17 protein-coding genes are annotated in these 17,375 nt (G+C 68.1%); 10 read left to right on the forward strand and 7 right to left on the reverse strand.

Going from position 1 to position 17,375, the window contains the following annotated elements:
- Window positions 1-18 precede the first annotated feature (18 nt).
- Window positions 19-873 carry an amidohydrolase family protein gene (locus ACQHI0_RS26520; protein WP_427904505.1) on the forward strand — a complete coding sequence of 285 codons (855 nt, stop codon included), beginning with the start codon at window positions 19-21 and terminating at the stop codon, window positions 871-873.
- A gap of 27 nt (window positions 874-900) precedes the next feature.
- Here the strand turns inward: ACQHI0_RS26520 and ACQHI0_RS26525 are convergent, their stop codons facing one another.
- Window positions 901-1,383 (reverse strand): DUF456 domain-containing protein, encoded by a 483-nt coding sequence (locus tag ACQHI0_RS26525; protein ID WP_427904506.1) that lies wholly within the window; start codon window positions 1,381-1,383, stop codon window positions 901-903.
- 127 nt (window positions 1,384-1,510) lie between these two features.
- Here ACQHI0_RS26525 and ACQHI0_RS26530 point away from each other — a divergent pair, with 127 nt between their 5' ends.
- Together ACQHI0_RS26530 and ACQHI0_RS26535 are read left to right on the forward strand one after the other, a co-directional pair.
- The gene (locus ACQHI0_RS26530; protein WP_427904507.1) at window positions 1,511-2,608 is read left to right on the forward strand and encodes a CaiB/BaiF CoA transferase family protein; all 1,098 of its coding nucleotides are present in this window, start codon (window positions 1,511-1,513) and stop codon (window positions 2,606-2,608) included.
- A 78-nt stretch (window positions 2,609-2,686) separates the two neighbouring features.
- Window positions 2,687-3,058 carry a hypothetical protein gene (locus ACQHI0_RS26535; protein ID WP_427904508.1) on the forward strand — a complete coding sequence of 124 codons (372 nt, stop codon included), beginning with the start codon at window positions 2,687-2,689 and terminating at the stop codon, window positions 3,056-3,058.
- Here the strand turns inward: ACQHI0_RS26535 and ACQHI0_RS26540 are convergent.
- A complete protein-coding gene (locus ACQHI0_RS26540) occupies window positions 3,045-4,544 on the reverse strand; it encodes a PLP-dependent aminotransferase family protein (protein WP_427904509.1) in 1,500 nt (499 codons plus the stop codon). The genes ACQHI0_RS26535 and ACQHI0_RS26540 overlap by 14 nt on opposite strands.
- A 62-nt stretch (window positions 4,545-4,606) precedes the next feature.
- Here ACQHI0_RS26540 and ACQHI0_RS26545 point away from each other — a divergent pair, with 62 nt between their 5' ends.
- The 3 genes from ACQHI0_RS26545 (at window position 4,607) to ACQHI0_RS26555 (ending at window position 6,508) form a co-directional block, all read left to right on the forward strand.
- A complete protein-coding gene (locus tag ACQHI0_RS26545) occupies window positions 4,607-4,870 on the forward strand; it encodes a hypothetical protein (RefSeq protein WP_427904510.1) in 264 nt (87 codons plus the stop codon).
- Window positions 4,871-4,907: 37 nt separating this feature from the next.
- Window positions 4,908-5,471, forward strand: a complete 564-nt coding sequence (locus tag ACQHI0_RS26550) for a methylated-DNA--[protein]-cysteine S-methyltransferase (protein WP_427904511.1) — start codon at window positions 4,908-4,910, stop codon at window positions 5,469-5,471.
- Window positions 5,472-5,689: 218 nt separating this feature from the next.
- On the forward strand, window positions 5,690-6,508 hold the full coding sequence (locus tag ACQHI0_RS26555) for an alpha/beta fold hydrolase (protein ID WP_427904512.1): 819 nt from the start codon (window positions 5,690-5,692) through the stop codon (window positions 6,506-6,508).
- Window positions 6,509-6,548: 40 nt separating this feature from the next.
- Here ACQHI0_RS26555 and ACQHI0_RS26560 read toward each other — a convergent pair whose 3' ends face one another.
- The 3 genes from ACQHI0_RS26560 to ACQHI0_RS26570 all read right to left on the reverse strand — a co-directional run bounded on the left by ACQHI0_RS26560 (window position 6,549) and on the right by ACQHI0_RS26570 (window position 9,771).
- On the reverse strand, window positions 6,549-6,845 hold the full coding sequence (locus ACQHI0_RS26560) for a hypothetical protein (protein WP_427904513.1): 297 nt from the start codon (window positions 6,843-6,845) through the stop codon (window positions 6,549-6,551).
- A 199-nt stretch (window positions 6,846-7,044) separates the two neighbouring features.
- Entirely contained in the window at window positions 7,045-8,031 is a 987-nt protein-coding gene (locus ACQHI0_RS26565; RefSeq protein ID WP_427904514.1) for a hypothetical protein, read from the reverse strand.
- Window positions 8,032-8,481: 450 nt separating this feature from the next.
- Window positions 8,482-9,771 carry an adenylosuccinate synthase gene (locus ACQHI0_RS26570; protein ID WP_378633609.1) on the reverse strand — a complete coding sequence of 430 codons (1,290 nt, stop codon included), beginning with the start codon at window positions 9,769-9,771 and terminating at the stop codon, window positions 8,482-8,484.
- Between the two features lie 253 nt (window positions 9,772-10,024).
- On the opposite strand from ACQHI0_RS26570, the gene ACQHI0_RS26575 reads away from it, so the two are divergent.
- From ACQHI0_RS26575 to ACQHI0_RS26585, 3 genes are read left to right on the forward strand one after another with little or no spacing between them, the layout of a single operon-like run.
- The gene (locus ACQHI0_RS26575; RefSeq protein ID WP_427904515.1) at window positions 10,025-10,654 is read left to right on the forward strand and encodes a hypothetical protein; all 630 of its coding nucleotides are present in this window, start codon (window positions 10,025-10,027) and stop codon (window positions 10,652-10,654) included.
- A complete protein-coding gene (locus tag ACQHI0_RS26580) occupies window positions 10,651-11,439 on the forward strand; it encodes a site-2 protease family protein (protein ID WP_427904516.1) in 789 nt (262 codons plus the stop codon). The genes ACQHI0_RS26575 and ACQHI0_RS26580 overlap by 4 nt, the downstream gene beginning before the upstream one ends.
- 40 nt (window positions 11,440-11,479) lie before the next feature.
- Window positions 11,480-12,334, forward strand: a complete 855-nt coding sequence (locus ACQHI0_RS26585) for a glycosyltransferase family 2 protein (protein ID WP_427904517.1) — start codon at window positions 11,480-11,482, stop codon at window positions 12,332-12,334.
- A gap of 1 nt (window position 12,335) precedes the next feature.
- On the opposite strand, the gene ACQHI0_RS26590 is transcribed toward ACQHI0_RS26585, so the two are convergent.
- Window positions 12,336-13,502 (reverse strand): FUSC family protein, encoded by a 1,167-nt coding sequence (locus ACQHI0_RS26590; RefSeq protein ID WP_427904518.1) that lies wholly within the window; start codon window positions 13,500-13,502, stop codon window positions 12,336-12,338.
- Between the two features lie 25 nt (window positions 13,503-13,527).
- Window positions 13,528-13,962 carry a DUF3151 domain-containing protein gene (locus ACQHI0_RS26595; protein WP_427904519.1) on the reverse strand — a complete coding sequence of 145 codons (435 nt, stop codon included), beginning with the start codon at window positions 13,960-13,962 and terminating at the stop codon, window positions 13,528-13,530.
- Window positions 13,963-15,288: 1,326 nt separating this feature from the next.
- On the opposite strand from ACQHI0_RS26595, the gene ACQHI0_RS26600 reads away from it, so the two are divergent.
- The gene (locus ACQHI0_RS26600) at window positions 15,289-17,319 is read left to right on the forward strand and encodes a hypothetical protein (RefSeq protein WP_427904520.1); all 2,031 of its coding nucleotides are present in this window, start codon (window positions 15,289-15,291) and stop codon (window positions 17,317-17,319) included.
- The last annotated feature ends 56 nt before the right edge of the window (window positions 17,320-17,375 follow it).

The following is a 17,375-nucleotide window of genomic DNA, read 5'->3' on the forward strand; positions in this document are numbered from 1 at the left end:
ATAGGGCATTCTGTACAGGTGTTCGATGCCCACGTCCACATCATCGATCCGCGGTTTCCGCTGATCGAGAACGAAGGCTATCTCCCCGAGCCCTACGTGATCGGTGACTATCGAAAGCGCATGGGGCACTTCGATGTTCGCGGCGGTGCTGTCGTCAGCGCGTCTTTCCAAGGCGTTGATCAGACATATCTGAAGGCAGCACTGTCCGCGCTCGGTCCCGACTGGGTCGGCGTGACCCGGCTCGACCTCGATGCAGGAGACGACGAGATCCTGGAGCTGGACCAGGCCGGTGTGCGGGCCCTGCGGTTCAATCTCAAGCGCGCGGCCGCCGATATCACCGAGATGACGTTGCAGGCCCTGCGCGCCTATGAGCTGGCGGGCTGGCACGTCGAGCTCTACATCGACGGGCAGATGCTGGCCTCGCTGCAACCGGTGATCTCGAAGCTGCCCGCGCTCTCGATCGACCACCTCGGCATGTCCCAGGAGGGACTGCCGTACCTGCTGGACCTGGTCGACCGCGGCGCGCGGGTGAAGGCAACGGGTTTCGGCCGGGTCGAGATGGATGTGGCCGAGACGCTGCGGCGCATCCACACGGTCAATCCGGGTGCGCTGATGTTCGGCAGCGATCTGCCGGGCACACGCGCCGGTCGGCCGTTCGAGGACCGCGATGTGGACCTGATCTCCCAGGTGGTCGGCTCGGATATGCACGCGGTGCTCGAGGACAACGCCCGCGAGTTCTACCGATTGCCCGCGGTGCACCGCCCGGAGCCGACGCCGCCGCGCCGCACCGATAATCCGACCATCCCGATTCCGCGCAACCTGCTCCCCGGCGCGGACGACCACACCCGCCCGCTGCCGATCATCGAGAAATAAGCTGTTCTCGGCCGCGGCGCCACATACTCAGCTGATAATCACGCCGGTGAGCCACACGCCGGCCGCGATCAGCGCGCCGAACAGCTCGACCAGCATCGACAGGCCGACGCCCTTGAGCGCGTGTACCGTCGCGGGCCACGCCAGGTCGTTGGTCTTCAAGCGGTACAGCTCGGCCAGGTAGACACCGAGCACGAAGCCGATGAACAGGCCGACGATCGGGATCACGAAGAAGCCGACGACGCCGAGCACCGCACCGGCCAGCAACGCACGGTTCGACACCCCGGCCTCGCGCATCCGCTTACCCGGCCAGGTGTACTTCACGACGCCGGAGAGGACCAGCGCCACTGTCGCGATCGCCAGGACCGTCCAGGCCGTCGCGCCGCCGGTCATGAACGCCCACACCGCGATTGCCGCGAAAACGAGGATCACCCCCGGCAGGATCGGTACGATCACGCCGACGATGCCGACCAGAATGACGAGGCCGACAACGACCTCACCCCACACGCTCACTACCGGTCCTCCCGTTGCCGCGCCGAGTCGCGCTCGTGCGAATTCTCGCCCATGCTCTACCCGAGCCGCCACCCCAGCGCTATTGTCGGAGTGTCAATACCGTTCGACGACGAACTGAGGTCACCGCGTGAGCACGGAGTCCACCGCCAAGCAGGGGCCCCTTGCGGGCATCAAGGTCATCGAGTTGGCAGGCATCGGGCCAGGTCCGCACGCCGCGCTGCTGCTGGCTGACCTCGGCGCCGACGTGGTGCGCGTACAGCGCGCCAACCAGCTGCCCGGCTTCATGGAACGCCCGCAGTGGCGTGGGCGCACCATCGTCGAGGCGAATCTGAAAGACCCCGCCGACGTAGCCAAGATCCTCGACCTGGTCGAGAAGGCCGATGTGCTGCTGGAAGGCTTCCGTCCCGGCGTCACCGAGCGGATGGGCCTGGGCCCCGACGATGTGCTGGCCCGCAATCCCCGCCTGGTCTACGGCCGGATGACCGGCTGGGGCCAGCACGGCCCGCTCGCCGATCGCGCGGGACACGACATCAACTACATCTCGCTGACCGGTGTGCTCAATGCCATCGGCCGCAAGGGCGAGCGGCCGGTACCGCCGCTGAACATGGTCGGTGACTTCGGCGGTGGCTCGATGTTCCTGGTGTTCGGCGTGCTCGCCGCGCTGGTGGAGCGGCAGAGTTCCGGCAAGGGCCAGGTGGTCGACGCCGCGATGATCGATGGGGCACTTGCCCTTTCGCACATGATCTGGGGCATGCGCGGGGTCGGTCTGTGGTCCGATGAGCGCGGCACCAACCTGCTCGACACCGGCATGGCGTTCTACGACACCTACGAGACCTCCGACGGCAAGTACATGGCCGTCGGCGCGATCGAGCCGCAGTTCTACGCCGAACTGCTGGCCGGATTGGAGATCGATCCGGAAGGTCTGCCGATGCAGATCGATCCGAACGGTCAGGAGCAGCTGCGCAAGCTGTTCACCGACAAGTTCCTGACCAAGACCCGCGACGAGTGGGCCGCGATCTTCGACGGCACCGACGCCTGCACCACGCCCGTGCTGACCTTCACCGAGGCCACCGAGAACCCGCATATCGTGGCCCGTACCGGCCTGATCGAGATCGACGGCGTGGTCCAGCACGCGCCGGCGCCGCGCTTCTCGCGTACGCCCGGCGGCACACCCACTCCCCCGCCGAACGTCGCGACACCGATCGAAACGGTCTGGGCTGACTGATTTGCCGGCCTGTCGTCGGTAAAGTTTTCGACTATCGACGACAGGCCGAGGATCCGAACCGTCAGGACGCCACCGAAGGTGCTCGCCGCCCTCATCGCGGTCACCACCTTCGGCACGGCGGTGCTGTGCTTCATCCTGGCCGAAGGATTGTTCGACAATCGCGAAGGTCAGATCGCCGAATCACATTGCCGCAGTACGGCACCGGTGCCCGTGATGGTGAGCGTGCTGAACGGGCTCGCGGCCGGGCTCCTGCTGGCCGCCGCCGTCTCGCTGCTCTGTTTGCTGGTGCTGCTGTTCCGCTATCCGTCCGAACGTGGCGCTGTCGCGGTGCCGTTGACCGCGGTGGGGTTGGTGGCATCGGTGCTGTTCATGTTCGGGGTGGGGTACGAAACCGTCCGTCCCGAACCGGCATCCGTCGCGCCCGACCCGTGCGCGTTCAGTAGCAGGTGAGCGGCTGAAGCGGGTCGGCGGCGCGTGGGGTGAGTGCGTCGTAGGCCGCGGCGATGGATTTGACGGCGATACGCAGCTCGGCCTCGGGGTGGGTGTAGGGCAGCCGGATGAACCGTTCGAACGCTCCCTGGACACCGAAACGTGGTCCGGCGGCGAGCAATACGCCGTGATTGGGTGCGGTGGCGGCGAGTGCGGTGGAGACCGGGCTGGGAAGCTGGGCCCACACCGACATGCCGCCGGCGCCGACTGTTATGTGCCAGCCGGGGAGCTCTTCGGCGACGGCGTCGAGCAGGGCGGTGCGCTGGGTGCGCAGCTGTTCGCGGCGGCGTTCGAGGATGGGTTCGGCGTTTTCGAGCAAGTGCACCGTGGCGAGCTGGTCCATCACGGGCGTGCCGAGGTCGACGGTGGAGCGTATTCCGAGCAGCTTGGTGATCAATGGCTGATTGGTACGGATCCAGCCGACCCGCAGGCCACCCCAGAACGACTTCGACGCCGAGCCGATGGTGACGATCTCGGAGCCCTTCGCGAACGCGGCGACCGGCGGGGGCATCGCGCCATCCGACAGGCCGAGTTCGCTCATCGACTCGTCGACGACGACGGTCATCCTGGTGTCGCGCGCGATGGCGGCCAGTTCGGCGCGGCCTTCCGCGTTGAGGAGCAGACCGGTCGGGTTGTTGAAGTCGGGGACCAGGTAGGCCAGGGTGGCCGCGGTTTGCCTCGCGGTGCTGCGCAGGCCTTCGAGATCCCAACCGGCGTCGGGGAATTCGGGTCGCAGTGGAATCGGGATGGGCCGGGCGCCGACATCGCGGATGGCTTCGATGGCGTTCGGATAGGAGGGGTGCTCGATCAGGACGCGCGCGCCGGGTGAGGCCAGCACGTTGAGAAGCAGCCGAAGTCCGTGTTGCGCACCGAGAGTCACCAGGATCTGTTCCGGTTCCGTCGGCAGGCCGCGCGCGGTGTAGCGGCGGGCCAGCGCTTCGCGCAGCGCGAGGATACCGACCGGGTCCATGCCATGTGTGCCGAGGTAGGACGGGATACCTTGCAGTGCAATGGAATACGCGTCGTGAAGTTCGGGCGACGCCGGCATCGCGGCGTAGGTCATGTCGATGGTCGGCAGTTCCGGCTGCGCCATCAGCGCCATGATGCCGCGGCTGGGCTTGGCGCCGTCGTGCTGGATCGCGGGTGGCAGCGCGACGGTGCTGCGGGAGCCCTGGCGGCTGATCAAGTAGCCGTGTTCGCGCAGCAGTGCGTACGTGGAGGTGATGGTGGTGCGGCTGACGCCGAGGGTGCCCGCCAGATCGCGCTCGCTGGGCAGCGCGACGCCGAGTGGGGCGCGACCGTCATGGATCAGCAGCCGGATGGCCTCGGCCAGGGCCAGATAGGCGGGGCGGTGCGGGCGGCGTTCGGCATCGCCGCCGGTTTCGGGGTCGCGCCACCGGCCGAGGTCGCGAGCCAAGCCTGCCGCGCCGATCACTCTTGTCGCCATAAAGTCCAGTATTCCCTAAGTGGATATTTCTAGGCAAGGCCAGTGGGGAGATTCTTACTGACATGACCACTTTCCTTGCCCTCGCCGTTGCCGTTGCCTTCGGGTTGGCGGTCTACCACTTTTCCCCGAAGAAGGGGGAGCTGCCGTTCTGGCCGTTCCAATATCTGCCGCATGACCGGGCATTCGGCACCTATGATGAGCAGCGGCTGTATCGAGAACTGGACGCGATGCGAGCCCACGATGTCGATGACAATGCAGTCCAGTTATCTGCAACTGGCCTTAAAGAGGACCCTACCGACACGCAGCCGGGGTCGCTCGCCGCGTGAGCGTGTCTTTGTCGGTGGGTCGGCGCACACTGTGATCATGAGTGACTCGACGCAGACCGAGACGGTGGTCTCGGCACTGTTCGACACCGCTATCGGGCTGTGCGCTATCGCCTGGCACGGTGACGCCGTTGTCCGGTTCCAGTTACCCGAGGCCAGCGAAGAGGAGACGCTCGCGCGGATCACCCGGCCGTTCGGCGGGGCTCCGGTGCCGGAGAGCGCACCGGGGCCCGTGATCGTCGAGGCGATCGCGGGAATTCGCGCCCATCTCGATGGCGCGCTCGACGCGTTGCGCTGGATCGAGGTCGACCTGCACGGGGTGCCGGAGTTCCATCGCGCTGTCTATGCGGTGACGCGCGAGATCGACCCAGGCCACACCCTCAGCTACGGCGATATCGCCAGTCGCCTCGGCGCTCCCGGTTCCGCGCAGGCTGTCGGACAAGCGTTGGGGCGCAACCCTGTTCCGCTCATCATCCCGTGCCATCGGGTGCTCGCCGCCGATCACGCGCTGCACGGATTCTCGGCGCCGGGCGGGATCGGGACCAAGGCGCGGCTGTTGGAGATCGAACGGACGCCGGGATTCGGCGAACCGATGTTGTTCTAGCCCGCCTCTCCGCGACTTTCGGCCAGACCTGGGCTAGAGGGAACTTGCGTCGGCGGCCAGACTTGGACGGGGCTCAGTCAGCCCCTGCCTGGGAAGTTACCCATGTGCTCGCGAAATCACTTGTCGAGTTCGAGGAAGGCGCGAAACCCACGCGGACCTGCGGTCGAGGTGATCGCGTACCGTCGAGCGCGGCGGCCCGTTATCGAGAGGAATTCCCCATGCAGACTGTGACGTCGGCCGACGGCACCACGATCGCCTACGACCGGATCGGCGAGGGGACCGCGGGGACCGTCGTTCTGATCGGTGGGGCGTTCAGTTACCGCGCGTTCCCGACGATGGTCGAGCTCGCGCAGACGCTGGCCGACGACTACGGGCTGACGGTGCTGAACTACGACCGGCGCGGACGCGGGGACAGTGCCGACTCCCCCGGCGTGTACGACGTGGCCAATGAGATCGCCGATATCGCGGCGCTGGTCGAGGCCGCGGGTGGGAAGGCCGCGCTGTTCGGCTGGTCCTCCGGTGCCGCGCTCGCGCTGCTGGCGGCGCAATCGGTGCCCGGTGTCACCGAGGTGGTGGCCTTCGAGCCGCCGTTCGTGGTCGACACGAAAGGCCATGTGCCGCCGAAGGATCTGGAGGCCAAGCTGCACCCGATGATCGCGGCGGGCGATCGCGGGAAGACCGTGCGGTACTACATGACCAAGGCGATGGGGATGCCGTTGCTGATGGTGGCGGCGATGCGGGTGACACCGTTCTGGAAAACGCTGGCGGCAACGTCGAATTCGACCGCGCACGACTGGGCCGTGATGAAGCCGTACATGCAGGGGAAGAAGCTGAATCCGGCCGATTGGCGGGGTGTCGAGGTTCCGGTGCTCGTGCTCGCGGGCGACCGGACCGCACCGCTGCTCATCAAGGGCTCGAAGGCCGCCGCCGAGGTGCTGCCGAACGCGAAGTTCGCCGAACTCCACGGCGTGAGCCACAACCCGAAGATCTCGATCCTCGCCCCCGCTGTCGGCGAATTCCTCACCCGCACAACATAATCAGCTAGCTGTGTGACAGCCGAGATCGAGTTCGGTCAGCTCACGGCGGCGGCGGGTGGTCGCGGAAGAACTGGCACGGTTCTCCGGTGAGATAGCCGTCCAGGCAGGCGAAGTAGACCTGAACACAGCTGTTGCTGGTGCAACCGACGGTGTACAGCATCCCGCGAATACGCTCGTTGCGCTGTTGCGTCGGGGCGAGGGTCTGCGCGGGCGGCACCACCGACTTGACCGGGGCGGCGGTGGTCGGCGGCGGCGGTGCATCGGGTGCGGCGCACCCGGACAGAACCGCCGATGCAAGCAACGCCGCCACGGCGAACCCGCCACGTACCGCCACCATCCACCTCCGTCCGAGACCCGTTTCGACGCTACTCGCCACACAGGTGATTGCCGAGTGCACCCTGGCGCATGGCGATCGTGCAATTGCCCGATCACGCAAGTTCGCGCCGCACCGGGTAGACCGAACGCCCGGCCCTGCCAGAATTCCGACAGGACCGGGCGCTGCGCGACGGATCAGATCGACCGTCGCGGCGAAGATGTCAGTCCTCGCAGGGGCAGTCGGGCAGCTGCGGGCCCGCGGGCAGCGGGAGCTGCGGGAGCTGGACCTGCGGCAGCTCCGGGAGCTGGGGGCAGGGCATGTCGGCGAGCTGGTCGTCGACCAGTGCCTCGAGCTGTTCGGCGGGGTTGGTCGGTGCGCCTTGGTGGGCACCGCCGGGGAAGGCCGTCGCGCCGACGACGCTACCGATGACACCGCCACCGACCGCACCGACAGTCGCAGCGGGGATGCCGAGGACCGCGGCACCCGCGGCCGCACCGACGCCTGCTCCGATCAACGCACCGGCACCAGTGGCACCCGCTGTCGCCGCGGCAGTGGCTCCGAGAACGGCGAGCGAGCCCACGCCGCCGGTCGGCACCGCCGCAGCGGCCGCGAGGATCGCACCGGCGGTGCCGGTCGTGACCGCGCCGACCACGAATCCAGCACCTGCGCCGACAGCCGCACCGGCGAGGCCACCACCAACCGCGCCGACAGTCGCCGCGGGCACGCCGACGACCGTGGCACCGATCAGCGCGCCGCCGACCGTCGCCGCGGCGATCTTGTCCGAGCGGCTGGGGTCGATGCCGACCGAGCGGCCCTGGGTAGCGATGGCGGCCTCGATGTTCGCGGCCGTGCCGTTGACGTCGCCGAGAATGTCGTCCGGGACATCGTCGGGGACGGGGGAAGTGAAGTCGCCGATGCGCAGCGTCCGCTCGGGCGGGGCGATCGGCGCGACGGGCTCGACCGGCTCGGGCAGGTGGAGTTCCTCGACAACGATCGGCGGGGCCGGAGTGGTGTACTCCGGGACCGGACGCGTCTGTTCAGGCTTCAGGTAACCGAGAGTGTCCGGCCCGTCGAACTCGGCCAGATCCGAGCGACCACCGTCGTCGGCAGGCTGCTCGGTGGTGACACCCGGCTGCACCGGCGGCTGGGTGACACCCGGCTGCGGCACCGCGATAGCCACACCAGCGCAAGCAACGGCCAACGCCATCGGCAGGACCCCGACAACCGGGCGAGAGATCCGCCGCACCGTCGAGGAGTTCACATTTACAGACCGACGGATCACGCCGACACCCACTAACAAGTTCAAGGAAAGCGACACGTCCCCGCGCGCCGCCCGCGAACGATAACGTTTGCCAGCCGGATGCTACAAATCGATAGCGATAAGACATCACCCCCCGCGCACAGCCTGGACCAGCACCAAGTCCACGATGCCCCGAACTCCCAACCCCACCGCGCCACCCCAGGTCCACGATGACCCACCCCAGCCACACCGCCCACGCCGAAGTCCGCAGCCCTACCGCGCTCCCAGCCACACCGGCCACCCCGAAGCCCGCAGCCCTACCCGAGCTCTGCCATACCAACCCGCCCTGGCGCTACCAAACAAGAAAGGCCCGGCGCCACAACCGGCACCGGACCTCCCCACTACTTCAGCCGCACATCAAGCAAGCACATCATGCCGAACGATCGTCTGATCACGCCCCGGCCCCACACCGATGCACGAAATCCGCGCACCCGAAAGCTCTTCCAGCCGAAGCACATACGCCTGCGCGTTGGCGGGCAACTCCTCGAACGTGCGAGCGTGCGAGATGTCCTCCCACCACCCCGGCAGCTCCTCGTAGATCGGCTTGGCGTGATGGAACTCGGTCTGCGTCGTCGGCATCTGCTCGACCCGCTTACCGTCGATCTCGTACGCCACGCAGATCGGCACAGTGTCCAGCCCGGACAGCACATCCAGCTTGGTGAGGAAGTAGTCGGTAACCCCGTTGACCCGAGTGGCGTACCGGCTGATCACCGCATCGAACCACCCACAACGACGCGCACGACCGGTGGTGACACCGACCTCGCCACCGTTCTTGGCCAGGAACTCACCGAAGTTGTCGAACAGCTCAGTCGGGAACGGACCCGAACCGACGCGGGTGGTGTAGCACTTGAGAATGCCGAGCACCGTGTCGATCTTGTTCGGCCCGATACCCGAACCCACCGCGGCCCCACCCGCGGTCGGGTTGGACGAGGTGACGAACGGATAGGTGCCGTGGTCGACGTCGAGCAGCGTGCCCTGCGAACCTTCCAGCAGCACCGTGTCGCCCCGCTCGAGCGCCAGGTTCAGTTCGAGCCGGGTGTCGGAGATGCGGTGCTTGAACGATTCGGCCTGCTCGAGCACCTCGTCGACAACCTGCTGCGGGTCGAGCGCGCGGCGGTTGTAGATCTTGACCAGTACCTGATTCTTGAATTCCAGGGCGGCTTCGACCTTCTGGGTGAGGATCTTCTCGTCGAGCACGTCGGCGACGCGGACGCCGACGCGAGCGACCTTGTCCTGGTAGCAAGGGCCGATACCGCGACCGGTGGTGCCGATCTTGCGGTTGCCGAGGAAGCGTTCGGTGACCTTATCGATGGCCACGTGGTACGGCATGATCAGGTGCGCGTCAGCGGAGAGCAGCAGGCCGGAGGTATCGACTCCGCGCTCTTCCAGACCGGCGAGTTCGTCGAGCAGCACGCCCGGGTCGACGACGACACCGTTGCCGATGACGTTCTTCACACCGGGGGTGAGGATGCCGGACGGAATCAGGTGCAGCGCGAACTTGTCACCGTTGGGCAGCACCACCGTGTGGCCGGCGTTGTTGCCGCCCTGGTATCGGACCACCCACTGCAACCGCTCGCCTAGCAGGTCTGTAGCTTTGCCCTTACCCTCGTCGCCCCATTGGGCACCGATGAGGACGATTGCCGGCATTTCGGAGTCTCCTACAGATCGACGGCAGCGCGTGCAGCACTGCAGCTACCTGCCGTAGACGCTGCGCGTCTATCACTGAGGCGGTGGCCGGAGACACAGTCTAGCCGACGCCTGATCGGGTCCTGTCGGAGCGCCCCGACCCCGGCCTACCGGCACTGCCCTGATCGGTTACGGTTACCAGTCGGCAGTGAGTTTGCGTGACCGAGGAGGGTGTAGGCACGGTTTGAGTACCCACGTTCTCCGATGCGGTGACATGCCGGTCCCGATCGCACTCTCCTCGTTACCCAACACCCAGACCGGGCGTGTCCCCGATGTCGCGGTGATCGACGAACTACTTCCGGTGCTGGCCGCCGACAGCCTGCCGCGCCTGATCGTGCTCGGCGCCGACGCCTCGCTCGCCGCCGTGCTCACCCATTTGATGCGTACCGAGCGGCTGCACGTCGAAGTCGGTTTCGTGCCGGTCGACGCGACCTACGCCTCGCGGGTCTATCAGACCGGCACCGGTAACGGCGCCGCGAAGCGCGCGGTGGCGGGCCGGGCGATCGAGACGCCGCTGATCCGCGACGACACCGGCACCGTGCTGGTCGGCCGCGCGAGCATCACCGGCGTCGACGGCGCGAAACTCGAGGGCGAAGCCTACGTCGACGACACGCTGCTGTTCAGCGGCAAGGTCACCACGATGCTGATCTCGCCGACGATGACCATGCCCGGTGTCCGCGCGCGAGTACGCAAAGGCCTGCGCAAGCGCACCTGGGTGTCCGGTCGCGCCGCCCAGCTCGGCACCCCGCGGGCCGTGGTCACCCGCGACGGGATCACCGCCGAACGCACGGTTCCCCGATCAACCTTCTATCGATTCGAACAACCCTGGTTACTGGTGCGATGACTTACTCCTTCCCCTCGGATCGGCGGTCCGGGCACAGCGCGGTCCGGCCGAGCCCGGTCTTCCTGCTGATCGTGCTGATCGCCGTGGGCGGCGGTGCAATCGCCTGGGACGCCGATATCGATTCGGTGCGCGCCAAGGTCGGCGTTTTCCTGCTCGTGGTGTTCGGCTGGATCATCAGTTTGTGCCTGCACGAGTTCTCGCACGCCTATGTGGCGTGGCGGGCGGGCGATCACGAGGTGGAGGTGCGTGGGTATCTCACGCTGAATCCGCTGAAATACAGCCACCCGGTGCTCTCGATCGTGCTGCCGCTGGTATTCATCGCGCTCGGCGGAATCGGGCTGCCCGGTGGCGCGGTATATGTGGATACGACGCGATTCAAATCGAGTGTGCAGCGATTGGTGAGCGCGGTCGGGCCCGCGTCGAACGCGTTGTGCGCGGTGGTGCTGCTGATCGTGATCCGGGCTTTCGGATCGGTCCAGGAGCACCCGGCGTTCTGGTGCGGGCTCAGTTTTCTGGCGTTTCTGCAGATCACGGCGTTTCTGCTGAATGCTCTTCCGGTACCGGGTCTGGACGGCTACGGGGTCATCGAGCCGTCGCTGAGCTACCAGACGCGGCGCTCGCTCGATCAGATCAAGCCCTACGGCATGTTGATTCTGTTCGCTGTCATCTTTTTCACCCCGCTGAGTCAGGTGTTCTTCAACGGGGTTTACGCATTGTTCGAACTCTCCGGGGTACCTGAGGTGTGGGCCGCCTATGGTGGCCAGTTGACCCGTTTCTGGCGTTGATAGCCTCGGGTCATAATCGACCCTGGAACGGAAATTGCGTATGAGCTCCACCGGATCGTCCGCTGTCCTGTCCGTCATCATTCCGGCACTCGACGAAGCAGCGGGCATCACCGCGTGCCTCGAGTGCCTTGTCGGGCAGGACACGATCGATGAGATCGTCGTTGTCGACAACGGCAGCACCGACAACACCCGCGAGATCGTCGCCGAACTCGCCACCCGCTATCCCAAGATCGAGCTGATCTCCGAGCCGCAACCCGGCGTCGCGTTCGCTCGCAACACCGGCTTCGACAAAGCTCGTGGCGACTATCTCGGCCGTATCGACGCCGACACCCTCGTCTCCCCCGAATGGGGCGCCACGGTGCGCGCCCACCTCGACGCCTACCCGGACACCATGGCGGTGACCGGGATCAGCACCTATCACGACTCCCCGATCGGCATCTTCCTCGCCGCCGCGATCAGCGGGCAGGAACGGCTCGGGATGATCAAGACCCAGCCCGTCGGCAATGTGCACGGCGCCAACATGGCGATCCGGCGCTCGGCGTGGGAGCAGGTGCGTTCGGCCACCACGACCCGTCGCGACCTACACGAGGACCTCGACCTGGCGCTGTGCCTGTCGAAGGCGAAGCTGCGGATCGATCAGCTGCCTGTCTTGCGGGCCGAGATCTCCGCGCGCCGTCGCAAGACCCCGCCGGACGTGTGGTGGAAGTACCAGTTGCGCGGGCTGCAGACCATCGCCAACCAGGGCTATGCGATCGTCCCGTTCCATCGCGCGGTGATCACCGGCGCGTGGATCATGCACACCTCGCAGTGGCCGATCTACCGGGCGTGGGATTTCGACCGCAAGCGTTTCTCGCTGCGACCGGGGCGCCCGCGCGTTTCACCGGTCGGCGACTGAGTCATTCCTCCGGCGTCACATACGGATTGGGCACGGTGGGTGGGAGCAGCGCGATCGCCGAGATGCGCTGCATCCCACACACCACCATCAGATCCACCACGATCGAGCGGATCTGCGCGAACACCACGTGCGCCGAGAGTCCCGCTCCGACAACGAGTTCGGGGCGTGCGCCCTTGGCGACACTGCGCACCGACTTGAGGGCCTCGGCCTGATCGGGTTGCTCGCCGGGGTCGGCCAGCATCATCTTGCGGACCACGTCGGTGGCGTGGCCCAGCTGATCGACCAGGTCGATCAGGCGCGGATCGAGGACCTCGTCGTCGCGGACCAGGGTGAGCGAACGGCGAAGCAGCACACGGGTATTGCGGACGGCGTTGTCGAGTGGGTCGGCCGCGTTGTGGATGCGTTCCAAGCGTTTTCGGGAATTCCAGTACAGCGGTGAGATGCGACTGATCTCGCGGCCGCCGGCGAGTGCATCGCGTAAGGCATCGATCTGGGGCTGAGTGTCGCGCACCGCCGAGAGCGAGTCGGAGACCTTGGTCGAGTTCTGTTCGAGCAGGCCCTCCGCGCAGGTGATCATCGATTTACTCATCACCGACAGCACGTCGGCGGCGTGTTCGCGGGCACGGCGGACCGGGTGCAGCGGGATCAGCGCGACCATCAGGACGCCGACGAGTCCGCCGATCAAGGCGTCGATCATGCGGTTGGGGCCCGCGCCGGGCGCCTGATTCAAGGTCGAGACCAGCACGGCCGAACCCGCTGCCTGGATGGTCATGAGCGCGCCGCTGCCGAGGAAGACCGACACCGCCATGGCGCCGCCGACCACCAGGGCCACCTGCCAGACACCGGTCCCGACCTGGGCGATGAACAGGTCGCCGATGCCGATGCCGACCGCGACACCCACCACCAGTTCCACCGACCGGCGTACCCGCGCACCGAACGAGACACCGATGGAGACCACCGCGGCGGTCGGCGCGAAGAACGGTTCGATGTGGCCGACGAGGTTGTGGGCGATGAACCAGGCCAGTGCGGCGCCGAGGGCGCACTGGATGATCGGGATCGCCGAGAGACGCAAGCGCTCGACCGAAGCCCGGTACCGGCCGACGGTGCTGACCTTGGCGGCCGCGACTACCGGCGTGGCAACGGCGACAAACGGCTTGTGCTCGCTCACCTACGTCTCGGCCCCGACCGCTGACTCAGTCCAGGCCGAGTTCGTTCGCCGCGCGCGGATCGCAATCCTCGAGCAGATCGAGACAGCGCGCGTATTCCTCGGTTTCGCCGATCGTCTTCGCGGCACTCGCCAGCGCGCCGACGCTGCGCAGGAAGCCCTGGTTGGGTTCGTGGCTCCACGGCACAGGGCCGAAACCCTTCCAGCCGTTGCGGCGCAGCAGGTCGAGACCGCGGTGGTAGCCGGTGCGGGCGAAGGCGTACGCGGCGACGGTGTCGTGGTTCACCTCGCCGCCCGCGCGCTGCAGCGCGGCCTCTGCCAGCTGGGCCCATGCGATCGATGCGGCCGGGTGCTGCGCGGCGACCTCGACCGGGTCGGTGCCCGCGGCAATGGCGTCTTCGGCGTCGATCAGTTCTGGGAGGAGGACCGGCTGCGGTCCGAGCAAGTCACCGAAGGAGGTCATGGGTTCATTGTGCACCGAGGGTCCGACAGGCGCCGACCGGCCCGCCGCAGCACTCCACCGGACGCCGCCCTCAGACCTGTCTTCGCCGTTCGCGCCGGTGCCTGCCGGGTGTGCCTCCGCCTTCGCTCGGACCATGCGCATCAGACTTGGGGCCGCTTCGGGTCAGTGCCTATTAGGCTGAGCGCAGAGTGCAGAGTTCGAGCCTGAGCGAGGGGTACAGAGGTGTCCGACCCGACCGACGAGAACAACCCGGCAGCAGAGTCTGCCGGTACCGGCGCGCCCGGCCAGCGTGACGATTCGTCCGCGTCCCCTCCCGGCGCACCGGAGTCGGTCACCCAGCCGGACCGCGCGACGAGGCCGCCTGCGGGTTCCGATCAGACGGTGGTGATCCGGCGAGGGGATCTGCCGGGTAATGCCGTCGGTGGACGCCCCGGCACCGCACCGGGCCAAGGGCAGGGTCCCGCCCGGCCTGGCAATGCCCCTGCGGGACAACAGCCTTCGGGTCGGGGATCGCAGCCGTCGTGGGGGCGGCCAGGGTTCACGCCCGGTGCGGCGCGACCGGGCAGTGGCCCCGGTGCGGGACAACCCGGCAACCCCGCCGGCGCGCAACCTCCAGGTGGACCGGGCAATCAGCTTGGCGCACAACAGCATTCGAACCAGGGCGGGCAGCGGCCGACCGGTCCGGGCGGTGCGCAGGGTTCACCACAGAGCAATGGGCCACAGGCCGGGCGCGGACCGCTGGGTTCGCAGCAGGCAGGTGGGCCCCCAGCCGGACGCGGACCGAGCGGCGGACCGGGTTCGCAGCAGGCAGGTGGGCCCCCAGCCGGACGCGGGCCAGGTGGTGGACCGGGCTCGCCGCAGGGCAGTGGGCCGCAGGCCGGGCGCGGACCGAGCAGCGGGCCAGCTTCGCAGCAGGGCGGTGGGCCTCGGGTCGGGGGCGGGCCAGGTGGTGGACCGGGCTCGCCGCAGGGCAGTGGGTCGCAGGCCGGGCGCGGACCGAGCGGCGGGCCGGGGTCGGAGCAGGGTGGTGGGCCTCGGGTCGGGGGCGGATCTGTCGGCGCGCCCGGCGCTCGGCAACCGGGTGGGCCAGGCAATGGGAGTGATGGAGCGCGGCCTGCTGGGCCCGGCGGATCGCCTGCCAGCCGGCAAGCGAATGCCCCTACGGGTCCGGGAGGGCGACCAGCGGAGCAGGATTCGGCGGGAGGCGCCTCGCCGTTGGCCGGGTTGTCGAAGGGGTTGCCGGGCGGTCGACCGGACGACTCGAAAGCACCGCCTCGTGACGAGCGGGGTGCCGATCTCGCCGGACCCGATGCGGCGACAACCGCGATGCCGATTCCCGGACGAGACGCGGCTGCGGAACGCGACGGTTCGGCGGATGACCGCACGGTGAAAATGGGTGGCGCGCAGGCGAAGTCGACTCAAGCCGATGTGCCGACTCACGGGATGACCAGGGCTGAACTCGCAAGGTTGTCGGATGCGGAGTCGGATACGACATCCGCACCGGACGCGACCGCACGTGGTGCGGTTGCCGGTGCGGCTGCGGCCGGTGCGGTTGCCGGTGCTGCCGCCGCGGCGGGTGCCACGGCATCGGGCAGCGGATCCGACGAGGCGCCGGATTCGCAGGGCTCGACTCCGAATGCCGATGGCCGCTCTGGTACCCGTCCGCAGGACGACGACAGCTTCACGCGAACCCCCGACGATGCTGCGGCCGAAGCTGATTCGGCTGCCACCACAGGACAGAGCGGCGATCCGGCCGTGGCTACCGATACGGCACAGCAGTCGGGCTCGGCCGCAAGGCCCGGTGCCGCGGGGTCCAACGACGCAGGGTCCCTGGGCGCAGGGTCCGGTGACGCAAGATCCGATGTCTCGAAATCCAGTGCCACAGCAGACGATGGCGCAAAGTCCACTGCCAAGCCGACCGGTGGCACGGCAGCCGACAGCACGGCCAGCGGCACGGCAGCCAGTGGCGCGACAGCCGGAAGCGCGGCAGCCAGTGGCACGGCAGCCGGAAGCGCGGCAGCCAGTGGCACGGCAGCCGGAAGCGCGACAGCCAGTGGCACGGCAGCCGGTCGCACGGCCAGCGGCACGGCAGCAGGTGCCGCGGCAGCCGGAAGCGCGACAGCCGGCAGCACGGCCAGCGGCACGGCAGCTAGTGCGGCGGAAGCCGGAAGCGCGGCGGCCGATGCTGTTGCGGGAGAAGGTGTCTCGCGGGGCGGCAAGTCGGCTGACGTCGACGCCACCGAGAAGTTCCAGACCGGTGGGGCGAAGGGTGTGGGCCCTGCTTCCGAGGACCAGACCGTGGCGATGCGGGTGGTGAGTTCGGCGGATGCGCCGACCACTGCGATGCCGGTGCAGCGGCCGAAGAACACGGGGCCGGGTGGGACCGATCGGGTGGTGCCGCCTGCGGGTGGGCGGCCCGCGATGACGCCGCCGCCGAATACGCCGCGTGGACCTGCCGGACCTCGGCAGGCCGGCCAGCCCGGCCCCGGCCAGCAAGGCCCTACCGCGCCCGGCCAGCACCCCGCAGGCCCAAGCCAGCAAGGCCCGGCCGGTCCCGGCCAGCACCCCGCAGGGCCGGGGCAGCAGGGCAGCGCGGGTCCCCGCCAACATCCCGCAGACCAGGGTCAGCAGGGCCCCACCGCCGCCGGCCAGCACCCCGCAGGCCCGGGTCAGCAGGGCATCGCGGGTGCCGGTCAACACGGACCAGCGGGGCTCGGACAGCAAGGAGCCGCGCGCGGTCCGCAGGGCTCAGGTCAGCAAGGGCCTGGCGCGCCACTACGGAAGGAGGGGTCGGCGCCTTCGCCCGCGGATATTCAGCCGACTCGGCCCGCGCAGCAGTTGTCCGAGGGGCCGCGGCAGGTGGCGCCGCCGCAGCGGATCGGAGCCCAGCAGGGCGAGACTGCCGGGGAGCCGGGGGCCCAGCGGTCCAAGAAGTGGCTGTTGGCCGCGGGCGGCGCCGCGGTGCTGGTCGTTGCCTTGATCGCGTCGGTAGTGGCGTTGATGGGCGGTGCGGACGATTCGCCCGAGGGCCAGGTGAAGGCGGTGATCGGTGATTACACCGACGCGCTGCGCAGCGGTGACCTGGAGGACCTGCGAACAAGCACGTGTGGCGAGCTGCACGCGTTCTATCAGGGCATCACCCCCGAACAGTTCAAGGGCGTGCACGAGGTCTCCACCGAGCGCGGTTCCATCCCGGTGGTCGACAGCGTCGACGCGGTGCGGATCACCGGCGACACCGCACTGGCCCAGGCCACGGTGTACACCTCCGCGGATCCGTCGAAGCGGACCGCGCGGACGTTCGACCTGCAGCGCACCGATGGCAGCTGGAAGGTGTGTGACCCCGCGGGAACCCCGTAGGAGGTCCTCGACCCGTCATACCGGGCAGTTCTGCCTGGTATGACGGGTCACACATA

It is taken from the genome of Nocardia sp. FBN12, assembly GCF_050320175.1.
Lineage (GTDB): Bacteria > Actinomycetota > Actinomycetes > Mycobacteriales > Mycobacteriaceae > Nocardia.

Excerpts from the sequence above, each read along its gene's own strand:
- ACQHI0_RS26540 (WP_427904509.1), bottom strand. The coding sequence starts at position 4,544 with ATGGCGACAAGAGTGATCGGCGCGGCAGGCTTGGCTCGCGACCTCGGC.
- ACQHI0_RS26545 (WP_427904510.1), top strand. The coding sequence starts at position 4,607 with ATGACCACTTTCCTTGCCCTCGCCGTTGCCGTTGCCTTCGGGTTGGCG.
- ACQHI0_RS26550 (WP_427904511.1), top strand. The coding sequence starts at position 4,908 with ATGAGTGACTCGACGCAGACCGAGACGGTGGTCTCGGCACTGTTCGAC.
- ACQHI0_RS26555 (WP_427904512.1), top strand. The coding sequence starts at position 5,690 with ATGCAGACTGTGACGTCGGCCGACGGCACCACGATCGCCTACGACCGG.
- ACQHI0_RS26560 (WP_427904513.1), bottom strand. The coding sequence starts at position 6,845 with ATGGTGGCGGTACGTGGCGGGTTCGCCGTGGCGGCGTTGCTTGCATCG.
- ACQHI0_RS26565 (WP_427904514.1), bottom strand. The coding sequence starts at position 8,031 with ATGGCGTTGGCCGTTGCTTGCGCTGGTGTGGCTATCGCGGTGCCGCAG.
- ACQHI0_RS26570 (WP_378633609.1), bottom strand. The coding sequence starts at position 9,771 with ATGCCGGCAATCGTCCTCATCGGTGCCCAATGGGGCGACGAGGGTAAG.
- ACQHI0_RS26575 (WP_427904515.1), top strand. The coding sequence starts at position 10,025 with ATGCCGGTCCCGATCGCACTCTCCTCGTTACCCAACACCCAGACCGGG.
- ACQHI0_RS26580 (WP_427904516.1), top strand. The coding sequence starts at position 10,651 with ATGACTTACTCCTTCCCCTCGGATCGGCGGTCCGGGCACAGCGCGGTC.
- ACQHI0_RS26585 (WP_427904517.1), top strand. The coding sequence starts at position 11,480 with ATGAGCTCCACCGGATCGTCCGCTGTCCTGTCCGTCATCATTCCGGCA.
- ACQHI0_RS26595 (WP_427904519.1), bottom strand. The coding sequence starts at position 13,962 with ATGACCTCCTTCGGTGACTTGCTCGGACCGCAGCCGGTCCTCCTCCCA.
- ACQHI0_RS26600 (WP_427904520.1), top strand. The coding sequence starts at position 15,289 with ATGCCGATTCCCGGACGAGACGCGGCTGCGGAACGCGACGGTTCGGCG.